This window comes from Mycobacterium sp. NGS54, from assembly GCF_059812465.1.
In genome coordinates this window covers 196,967-212,531 of sequence record NZ_JCALCS010000006.1, presented here as the reverse complement: position 1 = coordinate 212,531, position 15,565 = coordinate 196,967, and the positions used below count along the sequence as shown (strand labels likewise).

14 protein-coding genes and 1 pseudogene are annotated in these 15,565 nt (G+C 67.5%); all 15 read left to right on the top strand.

The features are described 5' to 3' along the window. The first annotated feature begins 101 nt into the window (after positions 1 to 101). The 15 genes and pseudogenes from rho to atpD all read left to right on the top strand — a co-directional run bounded on the left by rho (position 102) and on the right by atpD (position 15,542). Positions 102 to 1,934, top strand: a complete 1,833-nt coding sequence (gene rho / locus AC5Y5E_RS20185; protein WP_499904468.1) for a transcription termination factor Rho — start codon at positions 102 to 104, stop codon at positions 1,932 to 1,934. Positions 1,935 to 1,946: 12 nt separating this feature from the next. Further along, positions 1,947 to 3,558, top strand: a pseudogene (gene fadD1 / locus AC5Y5E_RS20180) (fatty-acid--CoA ligase FadD1). A 143-nt stretch (positions 3,559 to 3,701) separates the two neighbouring features. Beyond that, entirely contained in the window at positions 3,702 to 3,944 is a 243-nt protein-coding gene (gene rpmE, locus AC5Y5E_RS20175) for a 50S ribosomal protein L31 (protein ID WP_499904466.1), read from the top strand. A gap of 75 nt (positions 3,945 to 4,019) precedes the next feature. Then, entirely contained in the window at positions 4,020 to 5,093 is a 1,074-nt protein-coding gene (prfA, locus tag AC5Y5E_RS20170) for a peptide chain release factor 1 (protein ID WP_499904464.1), read from the top strand. Continuing rightward, positions 5,090 to 5,929 (top strand): peptide chain release factor N(5)-glutamine methyltransferase, encoded by an 840-nt coding sequence (gene prmC / locus AC5Y5E_RS20165; RefSeq protein ID WP_499904462.1) that lies wholly within the window; start codon positions 5,090 to 5,092, stop codon positions 5,927 to 5,929. Before prfA ends, prmC begins: the two co-directional genes overlap by 4 nt. Next, positions 5,926 to 6,579, top strand: coding sequence for an L-threonylcarbamoyladenylate synthase (locus AC5Y5E_RS20160; protein WP_499904460.1), 654 nt, complete (start codon positions 5,926 to 5,928; stop codon positions 6,577 to 6,579). Before prmC ends, AC5Y5E_RS20160 begins: the two co-directional genes overlap by 4 nt. A gap of 15 nt (positions 6,580 to 6,594) precedes the next feature. Next, positions 6,595 to 7,818, top strand: a complete 1,224-nt coding sequence (locus AC5Y5E_RS20155; protein ID WP_499905013.1) for a glycosyltransferase family 4 protein — start codon at positions 6,595 to 6,597, stop codon at positions 7,816 to 7,818. A gap of 225 nt (positions 7,819 to 8,043) precedes the next feature. Then, a complete protein-coding gene (locus AC5Y5E_RS20150) occupies positions 8,044 to 8,511 on the top strand; it encodes an ATP synthase subunit I (protein ID WP_499904458.1) in 468 nt (155 codons plus the stop codon). Further along, positions 8,504 to 9,259 (top strand): F0F1 ATP synthase subunit A, encoded by a 756-nt coding sequence (gene atpB / locus AC5Y5E_RS20145; RefSeq protein ID WP_499904456.1) that lies wholly within the window; start codon positions 8,504 to 8,506, stop codon positions 9,257 to 9,259. The genes AC5Y5E_RS20150 and atpB overlap by 8 nt, the downstream gene beginning before the upstream one ends. Positions 9,260 to 9,306: 47 nt before the next feature. Beyond that, positions 9,307 to 9,552: a F0F1 ATP synthase subunit C gene (locus tag AC5Y5E_RS20140; protein ID WP_066928722.1), complete on the top strand. Its 246-nt coding sequence runs from the start codon at positions 9,307 to 9,309 to the stop codon at positions 9,550 to 9,552. Positions 9,553 to 9,561: 9 nt separating this feature from the next. After that, entirely contained in the window at positions 9,562 to 10,080 is a 519-nt protein-coding gene (locus AC5Y5E_RS20135; RefSeq protein ID WP_499904454.1) for a F0F1 ATP synthase subunit B, read from the top strand. 4 nt (positions 10,081 to 10,084) lie between these two features. Continuing rightward, positions 10,085 to 11,425 (top strand): F0F1 ATP synthase subunit B/delta, encoded by a 1,341-nt coding sequence (locus tag AC5Y5E_RS20130; RefSeq protein WP_499904452.1) that lies wholly within the window; start codon positions 10,085 to 10,087, stop codon positions 11,423 to 11,425. 54 nt (positions 11,426 to 11,479) lie between these two features. Next, positions 11,480 to 13,144, top strand: a complete 1,665-nt coding sequence (atpA, locus tag AC5Y5E_RS20125; protein WP_499904450.1) for a F0F1 ATP synthase subunit alpha — start codon at positions 11,480 to 11,482, stop codon at positions 13,142 to 13,144. 6 nt (positions 13,145 to 13,150) lie between these two features. Further along, positions 13,151 to 14,065 carry a F0F1 ATP synthase subunit gamma gene (locus tag AC5Y5E_RS20120; RefSeq protein ID WP_499904448.1) on the top strand — a complete coding sequence of 305 codons (915 nt, stop codon included), beginning with the start codon at positions 13,151 to 13,153 and terminating at the stop codon, positions 14,063 to 14,065. 19 nt (positions 14,066 to 14,084) lie between these two features. Next, entirely contained in the window at positions 14,085 to 15,542 is a 1,458-nt protein-coding gene (gene atpD, locus AC5Y5E_RS20115) for a F0F1 ATP synthase subunit beta (RefSeq protein WP_499904447.1), read from the top strand. Positions 15,543 to 15,565 lie beyond the last annotated feature (23 nt).

The following is a 15,565-nucleotide window of genomic DNA, read 5'->3' as shown; positions in this document are numbered from 1 at the left end:
GCGATCACCGTTGCAGAGTCGATGATTGGGCGCACTCGGCAAATTGGCTGAATGCAACGAACCCCCGTATGACCTGATCAGCGGGGGAAGAAAGGAACTCCGTGACAGATACGGACCTATTCACGGCTGGCGAAAACACCGATAGCAATCACGCTTCGGACGCCGTGACCACAGACACACCCGACGTGAAAACCAACGCCTCGGCCGGCTCCCTGTCCACCATGGTGCTGCCCGAGCTGCGTGCGCTGGCCAGCCAGGCCGGCGTCAAGGGGACGTCCGGGATGCGCAAGAACGAACTCATTGCCGCGATAAAGGAAGTCAGGGGACAGGCCAACGGGACTGCGGCTCCGGCCGCCCCGGACACCGCCCCGGCGGACAGCGGCAAGTCCGACCAATCCGACACGGCCACCGCCGACGCACCGGCGGAAGCACCGGCCGCGCAAGGGGAACAGAACGGTTCCACCGGCGAGGCGCCGCGCCGCGAACGACGCGGTGCCTCCCGCGACGCGGGATCACCGTCTGAAGAGCGGGACCGCGAGGACGCGGACGCCCAAAAGGGCGGGGCCGCTCGCGAAGCCGACAAGCGCCAAGACCGCCAACAGGGCACCAAGACCGACGAGCGCGGCGGCGACCAGGGCGGCCAGCAGAATCGCGGCGGTTCGAACCAGCAGGACGACGACGGCGAAGGCCGCCAGGGCCGGCGGGGACGCCGGTTCCGCGACCGCGACCGCCGTCGCCGCGGCGAACGTTCGGGCGAAGGGGCCGACACCGAACTCCGTGAGGACGACGTCGTCCAGCCCGTCGCCGGAATCCTTGACGTGCTCGACAATTACGCGTTCGTGCGCACCTCCGGCTACCTGGCAGGCCCACACGACGTCTACGTCTCCATGAACATGGTGCGCAAGAACGGCCTGCGCCGCGGCGACGCGGTGACCGGCGCGGTCCGGGTGCCCCGGGACGGCGAGCAGCCCAACCAGCGGCAGAAGTTCAACCCGTTGGTGCGCCTGGACAGCGTCAACGGCGGCTCGGTCGAAGAGGCCAAGAAGCGGCCCGATTTCTCCAAGCTGACGCCGTTGTACCCCAACCAGCGGCTGCGCCTGGAGACCACGCCGGACCGGCTGACCACGCGCGTCATCGACCTGATCATGCCGATCGGCAAGGGCCAGCGCGCGCTGATCGTGTCGCCGCCCAAGGCGGGTAAGACGACGATCCTGCAGGACATCGCCAACGCGATCACCAAGAACAACCCGGAATGCCACCTCATGGTCGTCCTCGTCGACGAGCGGCCCGAGGAGGTCACCGACATGACGCGCTCGGTCAAGGGCGAGGTCATCGCCTCGACGTTCGACCGGCCACCGTCGGACCACACCTCGGTCGCCGAGCTGGCCATCGAACGCGCCAAGCGGCTCGTCGAGCAGGGCAAGGACGTCGTGGTGCTGCTCGACTCGATCACCCGCCTGGGCCGCGCCTACAACAACGCGTCGCCCGCGTCGGGCCGGATCCTCTCCGGTGGTGTCGACTCCACCGCGCTGTATCCGCCGAAGCGCTTCCTCGGCGCGGCCCGCAACATCGAGGAGGGCGGGTCGCTGACCATCATCGCCACCGCGATGGTCGAGACCGGGTCCACCGGTGACACGGTCATCTTCGAGGAGTTCAAGGGCACCGGTAACGCCGAGCTCAAGCTGGACCGCAAGATCTCCGAGCGCCGGGTCTTCCCCGCGGTCGACGTGAACCCGTCCGGCACCCGCAAGGACGAGCTGCTGCTCTCGCCCGACGAGTTCGCCATCGTGCACAAGCTGCGCCGCGTGCTATCGGGTCTGGACCCCCACCAGGCCATCGACCTGCTGATGTCGCAGCTGCGCAAGACGAAGAACAACTACGAGTTCCTGGTGCAGGTGTCGAAGACGACCCCCGGGTCGATGGATAACGACTAACTCACCCGCGCCGTGGCGGAGACGCTGCAGCAACTGCTTCGGCAGCGCTCGGACCAGGACACGCCGGCGCTGAAGTATGGCGACCGCGTCTGGACCTGGCGTGAGCACCTGGCCGATGCCGCCACCACGGCGGCCGCCGTCATCGGCGTCGCCGATCCGGACCGCCCGCTGCACGTGGGCGCCCTGCTGGGCAATACCCCCGAGATGCTGACGGCCATGGCGTCGGCGGCGCTCGGCGGCTACGTGCTGTGCGGCATCAACGACACCCGCCGGGGCGCCGCGCTGGCCCGCGACATCGCGCGCCGGCGCCGCGCTGGCCCGCGACATCGCGCGCGCCGACTGCCAGATCCTGCTCACCGATCCGGCGCACCAGGGGCTGCTGGACGGCCTGGACCTGCCCGGCGTGCGGGTCTTCGACGTGTCCGGCGAGCCGTGGCGGGCGCTGCTGGCCGGCGCCGGAACGCTGACCCCGCATCGCGAGGTCGCGCCGACCGACACCTTCATGATGTTGTTCACCTCCGGCACCAGCGGCGACCCGAAGGCCGTGCGGGTCACCCATCTCGTCGTGCTGTTCGCCGGGGCGACGCTGATCGGGCGGTTCGACCTCGACGCCTCCGACGTCTGCTACCTGTCGATGCCGCTGTTTCACGCCAACGCGCTCTATGCCGGGTGGAGCGTGGCGGTGGGCACCGGCGCGGCCATGGCCCCCGCGACGTTTTCCGCGTCCGGGCTGCTGGCCGACCTGCGCCGGTACGGGGCGACCTTCATGAACTACGTCGGCAAACCGCTGGCCTTCGTGCTGGCCACCCCGGAGCGACCCGACGACCACGACAACCCGCTGCGGGTCGCGGTCGGCAACGAGGCGAGCGATCGCGACATCGCCGAGTTCAGCAGGCGGTTCGACTGCACGGTGTGGGACGGTTTCGGCTCCACCGAGGGCGCGATCGTCATCACCCGCGAAGACGGCTGCCCGCCCGGCTCGCTGGGCCGGGGCTTCCCCGGGGTCGCCATCTGCAACCCCGACACCCTGGCCGAATGCCCGCCCGCCACCTTCCGGGACGGCGCCCTGACCAACGCCGACGAGGCGATCGGGGAGCTGGTCAACACCACCGGCGCGGGGCTGTTCGCCGGCTATTACAACGACTCCGAGGCCACCGACGCGCGGATGCGGCACGGCATGTTCTGGTCCGGCGACCTCGCCTACAAAGACGCCGACGGATGGATCTACTTTGCCGGGCGCAGCGGTGACTGGTTGCGTGTCGACGGCGAAAACATGACCACGGCGCCCATCGAGCGCATTTTGCAGCGGTTGGCACCGGTCAGCCACGTCGCGGTGTACGCGGTGCCCGACGAACACTCCGGCGACCAGGTGATGGCGGCGATCGTGCCGGCCGACGGCGCGGAGCTGACACCCGAGGAATTCGGCCGGTTCCTGGCCGATCAGCCCGACCTGTCGCCCAAGGCGTGGCCCCGCCACGTCTGGCTCACCGACCGGTTGCCGATCACGGCGACCAACAAGATCCTCAAACGCGAGCTCAGCGCCCTGGGGCCGACGCCCGGGAGCGGCAAGGTGTGGACCCGCGACGCAAAAAGCCGCGTCTATCGCGACGCGTCTCGGCCCTGAGCAGCCGGGAATGCGGGCGACCAGCTCGCTGTTTGGGCTGATGTAGGTTGACCTGGCATAATCGAGGGTCGACTAACCCAGGACCAGATCAGGTTCCCGGAGTTCGCGCCCGGTCCGGGCGGCAAACGATCGAAGAGGACATCATGAAAGCTGACATTCATCCCGCGTACGGGGAGACCACCGTGCACTGCGGGTGCGGGAACACCTTCACCACGCGCAGCACGAAGCCCGGCGGGCAGATTCACGTCGAAGTCTGCTCGCAGTGCCACCCCTTCTACACCGGCAAGCAGAAGATCCTCGACAGCGGCGGCCGGGTGGCCCGCTTCGAGAAGCGCTACGGCAAGCGCAAGGCCGCAGCCGACGCGGCCGAGGCGACCGACAAATAGCTGGCTTACCGACGCCCGAACTGTGCGAGCCGCACAGGCCGGGCGTCGGTTTGTGTCCGGGGCAGGAGGTGTGACATGACGAAGCCGGTACAGACCATCGACGTGTTGCTCGCCGAGCACGCCGACCTCGAGAAGCGGCTGGCCGACCCCGAACTGCACAGCAAGCCCGACGAGGCCCGCAAAGCGGGACGCCGATTCGCCCGATTGGCCCCGATCGTCGCCACGCACCGCAAGCTGGAGGCCGCGCGCGGCGACCTCGACACCGCGCGGGAGCTGGCCGCCGACGACGAGTCGTTCGCCGACGAGGTGACCGAACTCGAGGCGCGGGTGGCCGAGCTGGACACCCAACTCACCGACATGCTGGCGCCGCGCGACCCCCACGACGCCGACGACATCGTCCTCGAGGTCAAATCCGGTGAGGGCGGCGAGGAATCGGCGCTGTTCGCCGCCGACCTGGCCCGTATGTACATTCGCTACGCCGAGCGGCACGGCTGGACGGTCACCGTGCTCGACGAAACCACTTCGGATCTGGGTGGCTACAAGGACGCGACGCTGGCGATCGCCAGCAAGGGCGACGCGGCCGACGGGGTGTGGTCGCGGATGAAGTTCGAGGGCGGGGTGCACCGGGTGCAACGCGTTCCGGTGACGGAATCCCAAGGCCGCGTTCACACTTCGGCGGCGGGCGTGCTGGTCTATCCCGAGCCCGAGGAAGTCGGCGAGGTGCAGATCGACGAGTCCGATCTGCGCATCGACGTGTACCGCTCGTCCGGCAAGGGCGGGCAGGGCGTCAACACCACCGACTCCGCCGTCCGGATCACGCACCTGCCCACCGGGATCGTCGTCACCTGTCAAAACGAGCGGTCGCAGCTGCAGAACAAGGCCCGCGCCCTGCAAGTGCTGGCCGCCCGCCTGCAGGCGCTCGCGGAGGAAAAGGCGCTGGCCGACGCTTCGGCCGACCGCGCCAGCCAGGTCCGCACGGTGGACCGCAGCGAACGGATCCGCACCTACAACTTCCCGGAGAACCGGATCACCGACCACCGGATCGGTTTCAAGGCCCACAATCTCGATCAGGTGCTCGACGGCGACCTCGACGCGTTGTTCGACGCGCTCGCCGCCGCCGACAAGCAAGCGAGGCTGCAACAGGCATGACGCTGCGGCAGGCGATCGACTCGGCGGCGGCGCAACTCGCCGCCGCCGGGATCGGTTCCGCGCGTTACGACGCCGAGGAGCTGGCCGCCCACCTCGCCGGCACCGAACGCGGACGGCTGACGCTGCTCGAGTCGCCGGGAGACGAATTCTTCGGGCGTTATCGCGACATCGTGCAAGCGCGCGCGCAGCGGGTGCCGTTGCAACATCTCACCGGGACGGCGGCGTTCGGGCCGGTGACGCTGCGCGTCGGCCCAGGCGTGTTCATCCCGCGCCCGGAGACCGAGGCCATGCTGGAATGGGCTACCGCCCAACCACTCCCGGCCCGGCCCGTGATCGTCGACCTGTGCGCGGGATCCGGCGCATTGGCAGTGGCGCTGTCCCGGCACCGGCCCGCCGCGCGGGTGATCGGCATCGACGACTCCGAATCGGCCCTCGGCTACGCGCGGCGTAACGCCGCGGGCACCGCCGTGGAACTCGTGCGCGCCGACGTCACCGCCGCCGGACTGCTCGCCGAGCTCGACGGAAGCGTCGACCTGGTGGTGGCCAACCCGCCCTACGTTCCCGACGATCACGCGGTGGAAGCCGAAGTGGCCCAACATGATCCGCCGCACGCGGTGTTCGGCGGTCCGGACGGGATGGCGGTCATCGCCGCGGTCGTCCGACTCGCGGGACGCTGGCTGCGCCCGGGCGGCCACTTCGCCGTCGAGCACGACGACACCACGTCGTCGCGAACCGTCGAATTGCTCGAAACCGCTGGGCTTTTCGACGGCATCGAGTCCCGCCGGGATCTGGCCGGGCGGCCGAGGTTCGTCACCGCGAGGAGGGGGGAGCAGTGACGACGGTGTTCGACTGTTCCGATCCCGACCAGCGTTCGGTCGGAATCGCTTCGGCCGTCGGGGCGGTCAAGAACGGCCGGCTCGTCGTGCTGCCGACGGACACCGTGTACGGCATCGGCGCCGACGCTTTCGACAGCACCGCGGTGGCCGCGCTGCTTGCGGCGAAGGGCCGGGGCCGGGACATGCCGGTGGGCGTCCTCGTCGGCTCCTGGCACACCATCGAGGGCCTGGTCTACGCGATGCCCGACGGGGCGCGGGATCTGATCCGCGCCTTCTGGCCGGGCGCGCTGAGCCTGGTGGTCACGCAGGCGCCGTCGCTGCATTGGGACCTCGGCGATGCCCGTGGCACCGTGATGCTGCGGATGCCGCTGCACCCGGTGGCCATCGAGCTGCTGCGCGAGGTCGGGCCCATGGCGGTGTCCAGCGCCAATGTCTCCGGCCGCTCACCCGCGGTGCAGGCCGACGAGGCCCGCGACCAGCTCGGCGATCTGGTGGACGTCTATCTCGACGCGGGCCGCTCGCAGCAGCAGGCCGCCTCCACGATCGTGGACCTGACCGGTGAGGCCCCGCGCATCCTGCGCGCGGGCCCGGTGAGCGCCGAGCGGATCGCCGACGTGCTCGGCACCGACCCCGCAAGCCTGATCGCGTAGCCGAGCGCGGCCAATCTGGCCTCAGCCCGGTGCAGTACGGTTTCGGTGGTGTCCAGCCTTGCCGGTGGTCTGCTCGCCCTGTCCGATCGCGGCGCCGGCGTCCCCCTGCGCGAGCTGGCCGTGGTTGGGCTGACCGCCGCGATCGTCACGTACTTTGCGACCGGACCGGTGCGCGTGCTGGCCACCCGGCTGGGAGCCGTTGCCTACCCGCGGGAACGCGACGTGCACGTGACCCCCACTCCGCGCATGGGCGGGCTGGCCATGTTCCTCGGCGTGATCTCGGCCGTCTTTCTGGCGTGGCAGCTTCCGGCGCTCACCCGCGGCTTCGTCTACTCCACCGGCATGCCCGCCGTCCTGGTGGCCGCCGCGGTGATCGTCGGCATCGGCCTGATCGACGACCGCTGGGGCTTGGACGCCCTGACCAAGTTCGCCGGCCAGATCACCGCGGCCAGCGTGCTGGTCACCATGGGTGTGGCCTGGAGCGTGCTGTACATCCCGATCGGCGGTGTCGGCACGATCGTGCTGGACCAGGCGTCGTCGATCCTGCTCACCCTGGCGCTGACGGTGTCGGTCGTCAACGCGATGAACTTCGTCGACGGGCTCGACGGGCTGGCCGCCGGGCTGGGGCTCATCATGGCGATGGCGATCTGCCTGTTCTCGGTCGGCCTGTTGCGCGACCACGGCGGCGACGTTTTGTTCTATCCGCCCGCGGTCATCTCGGTGGTGCTGGCGGGGGCCTGCCTGGGCTTTCTGCCGCACAACTTCCATCGCGCCAGGATCTTCATGGGCGACTCCGGCTCGATGCTGATCGGCCTGATGATCTCCGCGGCCGCGACGACGGCGGCCGGCCCGGTTTCGCAAAACGCCTACGGCGCCCGCGACGTGTTTGCTCTGCTGTCGCCGTTCCTGCTGGTGGCGGCCGTGATTTTCGTGCCGATGCTCGACCTTTTACTGGCGATCGTGCGCCGCACCCGCGCGGGCCGCAGCGCATTCAGCCCGGACAAAATGCACTTGCATCACCGGTTGCTGCAGATCGGTCATTCGCATCGCCGGGTGGTGCTGCTCATCTATTTATGGGTGGGCATTGTCGCTTTCGGAGCCGCGAGCACAATCTTTTTCAACCCGCGCGACACCGGCGCGGTGATGCTGGGGGCGATCGTGGTCGCCGGCGTGGCGACGGCGATCCCGCTCCTGCGCCGGCGCGACGACTACGTCGACGAGGACTACGACACCCAGTAGTAGTGGGGCCCGTCGTATGGTACGGTGCAGGTAGAACCCCAAAAAGAAACCTTGAGGGTTGCCGGCCAGCCGGCCCTTCGGACGCTTGTCCGACGGCGCCGAGTCACGACCGACATAGGGAGCTACCCCTTGGGTGATTCCAGCGTGACGTGCGATACGCTCGGCGGGCCACCGATCGGTCGGTCGAGGGTTTCCCGCTCTACAACCTGGGATTGAGGTGCTGCAGTGACGACACCAGCGCAGGACGCGCCGTTGGTGTTCCCCTCTGTTGCTTTCCGTCCGATTCGGCTATTGGCGATCAGCGTCGCGGTCACCGCGCTGGCGATGCTCGCCGCCGGATTGTCGGGTCGTCTCATGCTCGGCGTGTTCTTCGGTGTCGGGTTGCTACTGGGTTTGCTCAACGCATTGCTGGTGCGGCGTTCGGTCGCGTCGATCACCGCCAAAGAGCACCCGCTGAAAAGCTCGATGGCGCTCAATTCGGCGACCCGGCTGGCGATCATCACCGTTGTCGCGCTGATCATTGCCTACGTTTTCCGGCCCAACGGCTTGGGCGCGATGTTCGGGCTGGCGCTCTTCCAAGTGCTCCTGGTCGTGTCGACGGCGGTGCCGGTCTACAAGAAGCTGCGCACGGGCGAGCCGGTCGCATCCCTCGGCCCGGAGGGGCCGGACGGAAGGAGCACCAGCGATGACTGAAATGATCCTGGCCGGTTCCCAAATCGAGGTCGGCGAGCACACCACCGCCACGTGGCTGGGTTTGACCGTCAACACCGACACCGTGCTGTCGACCGCGATCGCCGGCGTGATCGTGATCGCCCTGGCCTTCTTCCTGCGCGCCAAGATCACCTCGAGCGGCGTTCCCAGTGGGGTTCAACTGTTTTGGGAGGCGCTCACCATACAGATGCGCGACCAGATCGAGAGCGCCATCGGGATGCGGATCGCGCCGTTCGTGCTGCCGCTGGCCGTCACCATCTTCATCTTCATCCTGATCTCCAACTGGCTGTCGGTGCTGCCGCTGCAATACACCGATAAATCCGGCCACACCACCGAGCTGCTCAAGTCGGCCGCGGCGGACATCAATTACGTTCTGGCGCTGGCACTTTTCGTGTTCGTCTGTTACCACGTGGCCGGCATCTGGCGCCGCGGCATCGTCGGGCACCCGCTCAAGGTGCTCAAGGGGCACGTGGCGTTCCTGGCGCCGATCAACCTGGTCGAAGAATTGGCGAAGCCGATCTCGCTGTCGCTCCGTCTTTTTGGCAACATCTTCGCCGGGGGCATCCTGGTGGCGCTGATCGCGCTCTTCCCGCCCTACATCATGTGGCTGCCCAACGCGATCTGGAAATCGTTCGACCTGTTCGTCGGGGCGATCCAGGCCTTCATCTTCTCGATCCTGACGATCTTGTACTTCAGCCAGGCCATGGAGCTGGAGGAACACCATGACTAGCCCAGCCGGATAAGCCAACAGATAAAAGCTGGATAAAGGAGGAAAGAATGGACCCCACTATCGCTGCCGGTGCCCTCATCGGCGGTGGAATCATCATGGGCGGCGGCGCAATCGGAGCCGGTATCGGTGACGGTATCGCCGGTAACGCGCTGGTTTCCGGCATCGCCCGGCAACCCGAGGCGCAGGGCCGGTTGTTCACGCCGTTCTTCATCACCGTCGGTCTGGTTGAGGCGGCCTACTTCATCAACCTGGCGTTCATGGCGTTGTTCGTATTCGCCACGCCCGTCACGTAGTTCGCTGTGATGGGTGACCCGAACCCCATGGTGCTCGCCGCCGGCCAGGTGGTCGCCGAGGGAGGCAAGGGGGGCAGCAACTTCCTTGTCCCCAACGGCACGTTCTTCTTCGTGCTCGCCATCTTCCTCATCGTGCTCGGCGTCATCGGCACTTTCGTGGTGCCGCCGATCCTCAAGGTGCTGCGCGAACGCGACGCCATGGTCGCCAAGACCGCTGCCGACAACAAGAAGTCGGCAGAGCAGTTCGAAGCCGCCCAGGCCGATTACGAAGAAGCCATGAAGGAAGCCCGTGTGCAGGCGTCGGCCTTCCGCGACAACGCCCGCGCCGAAGGCCGCAAGGTCATCGAGGACGCGCGGGCCAGTGCCGAGCAAGAGGTGATGGCGACGGTGCAAATGGCCGCCGAGCAACTGAAACGGGAAAGGGACGCCGTGGAATTGGATCTGCGTGCCAACGTCGGAACTATGTCGGCGACCCTGGCCAGCCGGATCCTCGGCGTCGACGTCACCACCTCGGCCGCGACAAGGTAAAGCGATGTCGACTTTTATCGGACAGTTGCTCGGGTTCGCGCTCATCGTGGCGCTGGTGTGGCGGTACGCCGTCCCGCCGGTGCGCAGGATGATGGCGGCCCGGCAGGATCTGGTGCGCCAGCAGCTGGCCGATTCGGCCGCGGCGGCCGAGCGGCTGACCGAGTCGACCACGGCCCACAGCAAGGCGGTCGAGGCGGCCAAGGAAGAGGCCGAGCGGGTGGTCGAAGAGGCCCGCACGGACGCGGAACGCATCACGGAGCAGTTGCAGGCGCAGGCCGGTGTCGAGGCCGAACGCATCGCGGCGCAGGGCGCCCGCCAGGCCGAGCTGCTGCGGGCGCAGCTGACCCGCCAGCTTCGCCTGGAGCTCGGACACGAATCCGTGCGCCAGGCGGGCGAATTGGTGCGCAGCTTTGTCGCCGACGCCGACCAGCAGTCGGCCACTGTCGATCGGTTCCTGGACGATCTGGAAGCCATGGCACCTGCCCCCGCCGAGGTCGCCTACCCACTGCTGGCCAAGATGCGCTCGGCCAGTCGCGAGGCGCTGGGCAGCCTGTCGGACCGGTTCGGCACCATCGCCAAAAACCTTGACAACAAAGCGCTTTCCACCCTCTCCAGCGAGCTGGTGTCGGTGGCCAAGATGCTGGACCGCGAAATCGTCGTCACCCGGTATCTGACCGTGCCGGCCGAAGACGCGGCGCCCAGGGTCCGGCTGATCGAGCGGCTGGTGTCCGACAAGGTCGGCGACGCCGCGCTCGAGGTGCTGCGGGCCGCGGTTTCCGAGCGCTGGTCGGCCAACTCCGATTTGGTCGACGCCATCGAGCACATCTCGCGGCAGGCGCTGCTGGAGGTCGCCGAGCGCGAGGATCGCGTCGCCGAGGTCGAAGAGCAGCTGTTCCGCTTCGCGCGCATCCTCGACGCGCAGCCGCGACTGGCCATCCTGTTGGGCGACTACGCGTCTCCCACCGAAGGGCGGGTTGCGTTGCTGCGCAAGGTGCTTGACAGCGCCACCGGCAGGGTCAACCCCGTCGCGCTGGCACTGCTGAGCCAGACCGTCGAGCTGCTGCGGGGCGAACCGGCCGAGGAGGCCACGAAGTTCCTGGCGCAGGTTGCGGTGGCGCGCCGGGGCGAAATCGTCGCGCGGGTCGGCGCCGCGGCCGAGCTCACCGACGCCCAACGCACCCGTGTCACCGAGGTCCTCAGCCGCATCTACGACCACCCGGTGTCGGTGCAGCTGCAGATCGACCCCGAATTGCTCGGCGGCCTGTTGATCGCCGTGGCCGACGAGGTGATCGACGGGACGCTCTCCTCCCGGCTGGCCGCGGCAAAGGCCCAGTTGCCCGACTGACCACATCATCACTGACAGCATGCGAACGAAGATCAAGTAGGAAGACGAAAAGCCATGGCAGAGTTGACAATCTCGGCTGACGACATCCAAAGCGCCATCGAGGAATACGTAGGCTCTTTCACCGCCGACACCTCGCGCGAGGAGGTCGGTACCGTCGTCGACGCCGGGGACGGCATCGCGCACGTCGAAGGTTTGCCGTCCGTCATGACCCAGGAGCTGCTCGAGTTCCCGGGCGGGGTCCTCGGCGTCGCGCTCAACCTGGACGAGCACAGCATCGGCGCGGTCATCCTCGGTGACTTCGAGAAAATCGAAGAGGGTCAACAGGTCAAGCGCACCGGCGAGGTGTTGTCCGTCCCCGTTGGCGACGCGTTCCTAGGCCGGGTCGTCAACCCGCTGGGCCAGCCGATCGACGGGCGCGGCGACATCGACACCGACATCCGGCGCGCCTTGGAAATCCAGGCGCCGTCGGTGGTGCAGCGCCAAGGCGTGAAAGAGCCGCTGCAGACCGGGATCAAGGCCATCGACGCGATGACCCCGATCGGCCGCGGCCAGCGCCAGCTGATCATCGGCGACCGCAAGACCGGCAAGACCGCGGTCTGCATCGACACCATCCTCAACCAGCGGCAGAACTGGGAGTCGGGCGACGAGCGCAAGCAGGTGCGCTGCGTCTACGTCGCCATCGGCCAGAAGGGCACCACGATCGCGGCCGTCCGCCGCGCGCTCGAAGAGGGCGGCGCGATGGACTACACCACCATCGTCGCGGCTCCCGCGTCGGACTCCGCCGGCTTCAAATGGCTTGCGCCCTACACGGGTTCGGCGATCGCTCAGCACTGGATGTACGACGGCAAGCACGTGCTGATCGTCTTCGACGACCTGAGCAAGCAGGCCGAGGCGTACCGCGCGATCTCCCTGCTGCTGCGCCGCCCGCCGGGCCGCGAGGCCTACCCGGGTGACGTCTTCTACCTGCACTCGCGGTTGCTGGAGCGCTGCGCCAAGCTTTCCGACGAACTCGGTGGCGGCTCGCTGACGGGCCTGCCGATCATCGAGACCAAGGCCAACGACATCTCGGCCTACATCCCCACCAACGTCATCTCGATCACCGACGGGCAGTGCTTCCTGGAGTCCGACCTGTTCAACCAGGGTGTCCGGCCCGCGATCAACGTCGGTGTCTCGGTGTCCCGCGTGGGTGGCGCGGCGCAGATCAAGGCCATGAAAGAGGTGGCCGGCTCGCTGCGTCTGGACCTGTCGCAGTACCGCGAACTGGAATCCTTCGCGGCGTTCGCCTCCGACTTGGACGCCACGTCCAAGGCCCAGCTGGAGCGCGGCGAGCGGCTGGTCGAACTGCTCAAGCAACGGCAGTACCAGCCCATGCCGGTCGAGGAGCAGGTGGTCTCGATCTTCCTGGGCACCGGCGGCCACCTGGACTCCGTACCCGTCGAGGACGTCAGGCGATTCGAAACCGAATTGCTGGACCACATGCGGGCTTCCGAGGAGAAGTTCCTGGCCGGCATCCGCGACAGCCAGAAGCTCTCGGAAGAGGGCGAGTACGAGCTCACCGAGATCATCAAGAAGTTCAAGAAGGGCTTCGCGGCCTCCGACGGCGGATCGGTGGTGCCCGACGAACACGTCGAGGCGCTGGACGAGGGAGACCTGGCGAAGGAGTCGGTGCAGGTCAAGAAAGAGAAGCCGAAGAAGGACTCCAAGAAGGACAAGAAGTAGCTAACGATGGCGGCCACACTTCGCGAACTGCGCGGCCGGATCCGATCGGCGGGGTCGATCAAAAAGATCACCAAGGCCCAGGAGATGATCGCGACCTCGCGCATCGGTAAGGCGCAGGCACGGCTGGAATCCGCGCGTCCGTACGCATTCCAGATCACCTCGATGCTCACCACCCTGTCTGCCGAAGCCGCGCTGGACCACCCCTTGCTGGTCGAGCGGGAGGACCCGAAGCGGGCCGGCGTCCTGGTGGTGTCGTCCGACCGGGGTCTGTGCGGTGCCTACAACTCCAGCGTGTTCCGTCGCTCCGAGGAGCTGTTCTCCCTGCTGAGGGAGGAAGGAAAGACGCCGGTTCTGTACACGGTGGGCCGTAAGGCGCTGAACTACTTCAAGTTCCGCAACTGGGACATCACCGAATCGTGGGCGGGCTTTTCCGAGCAACCGCAGTACGAAAATGCCGCGGAGATCGCCACCACCTTGGTCGACGCCTTCATGAAGGGCACCGGGGACGACGAAAATCAGCAGTCCGACGACCAGGGCGTTGACGAACTGCACATCGTCTACTCGGAGTTCAAGTCGATGATGTCGCAAACGGCGGTGGCCCACCGCATTGCCCCGCTGGTGGTGGAGTACGTCGAGGAGGAGGAGGAATTGCACACCCTCTACTCCTTCGAGCCCGATGCGACGACGCTGTTCGACGCGCTGCTGCCGCGGTACCTCACCACCCGGGTGTACGCGGCGCTGCTGGAAGCGGCGGCGTCCGAGCTCGCGTCACGCCAACGTGCGATGAAGTCGGCCACCGACAACGCGGACGACCTCATCAAAGAACTGACGCTGATGGCGAACCGCGAGCGGCAGGCCCAGATCACCCAGGAGATCAGCGAAATCGTCGGCGGCGCAAACGCGCTCGCGGACGCCAAGTAGCACACGAGGAAGAAGAGACATGACTGCTACTGACGAGAAGACCAAGGACTCGAAGGTCACGGACACCGGTGGCCGCGTGGTGCGCGTCACCGGTCCGGTCGTCGACGTCGAGTTCCCGCGCGGCGCCGTCCCCGAGCTGTTCAACGCGCTGCACGCCGAAATCACCTTCGAGGAGCTGAAGAAGACCCTCACGCTCGAGGTCGCACAGCACCTGGGCGACAGCCTGGTTCGCACGATCTCCCTGCAGCCCACCGACGGTCTGGTGCGCGGCGTCGAGGTCACCGACACCGGCAACCCGATTTCGGTGCCGGTCGGCGAGGCGGTCAAGGGTCACGTCTTCAACGCCCTGGGCGACTGCCTGGACGAGCCGGGCTACGGGGAGGACTTCGACCACTGGTCGATCCACCGCAAGCCGCCGGCGTTCGAGGAGCTCGAGCCGCGCACCGAGATGCTGGAGACCGGCCTGAAGGTCGTCGACCTGCTGACCCCGTACGTGCGTGGCGGCAAGATCGCGCTGTTCGGTGGTGCCGGCGTCGGCAAGACGGTGCTCATCCAGGAGATGATCAACCGCATCGCCCGAAACTTCGGTGGCACTTCGGTTTTCGCCGGGGTGGGCGAGCGCACCCGCGAGGGCAACGACCTGTGGGTGGAGCTCAAGGAAGCCGACGTGCTCAAGGACACCGCGCTGGTGTTCGGTCAGATGGACGAGCCGCCCGGCACCCGTATGCGGGTCGCGCTGTCCGCGCTGACGATGGCGGAGTGGTTCCGCGACGAGGCGGGCCAGGACGTGCTGTTGTTCATCGACAACATCTTCCGGTTCACCCAGGCCGGCTCGGAGGTGTCGACTCTGCTCGGCCGGATGCCGTCGGCGGTGGGTTACCAGCCCACGCTGGCCGACGAGATGGGCGAGCTGCAGGAGCGGATCACCTCGACGCGTGGGCGCTCGATCACATCCATGCAAGCGGTCTACGTGCCCGCGGACGACTACACCGACCCGGCGCCCGCGACCACGTTCGCGCACCTGGACGCCACCACCGAGCTGTCGCGTTCGGTGTTCTCCAAGGGCATCTTCCCCGCGGTGGACCCGCTCGCGTCGAGCTCGACCATTCTCGACCCGGGCGTCGTCGGCGACGAGCACTATCGCGTGGCGCAGGAGGTCATCCGAATCCTGCAGCGGTACAAGGACCTTCAGGACATCATCGCCATCCTCGGCATCGACGAGCTGTCCGAAGAGGACAAGCAGCTGGTCAACCGGGCGCGCCGCATCGAGCGGTTCCTGTCGCAGAACATGATGGCGGCCGAGCAGTTCACCGGGCAGCCGGGTTCGACGGTTCCGGTGAAGGAAACCATCGAGGCGTTCGACAAGCTGACCAAGGGCGACTTCGACCACATCCCCGAGCAGGCGTTCTTCCTGATCGGCGGCCTCGACGACTTGGCCAAGAAAGCCGAAAGCTTCGGCGCCAAGCTCGATTCCTGAGGCATAAGTCGAAAGGCACAGTG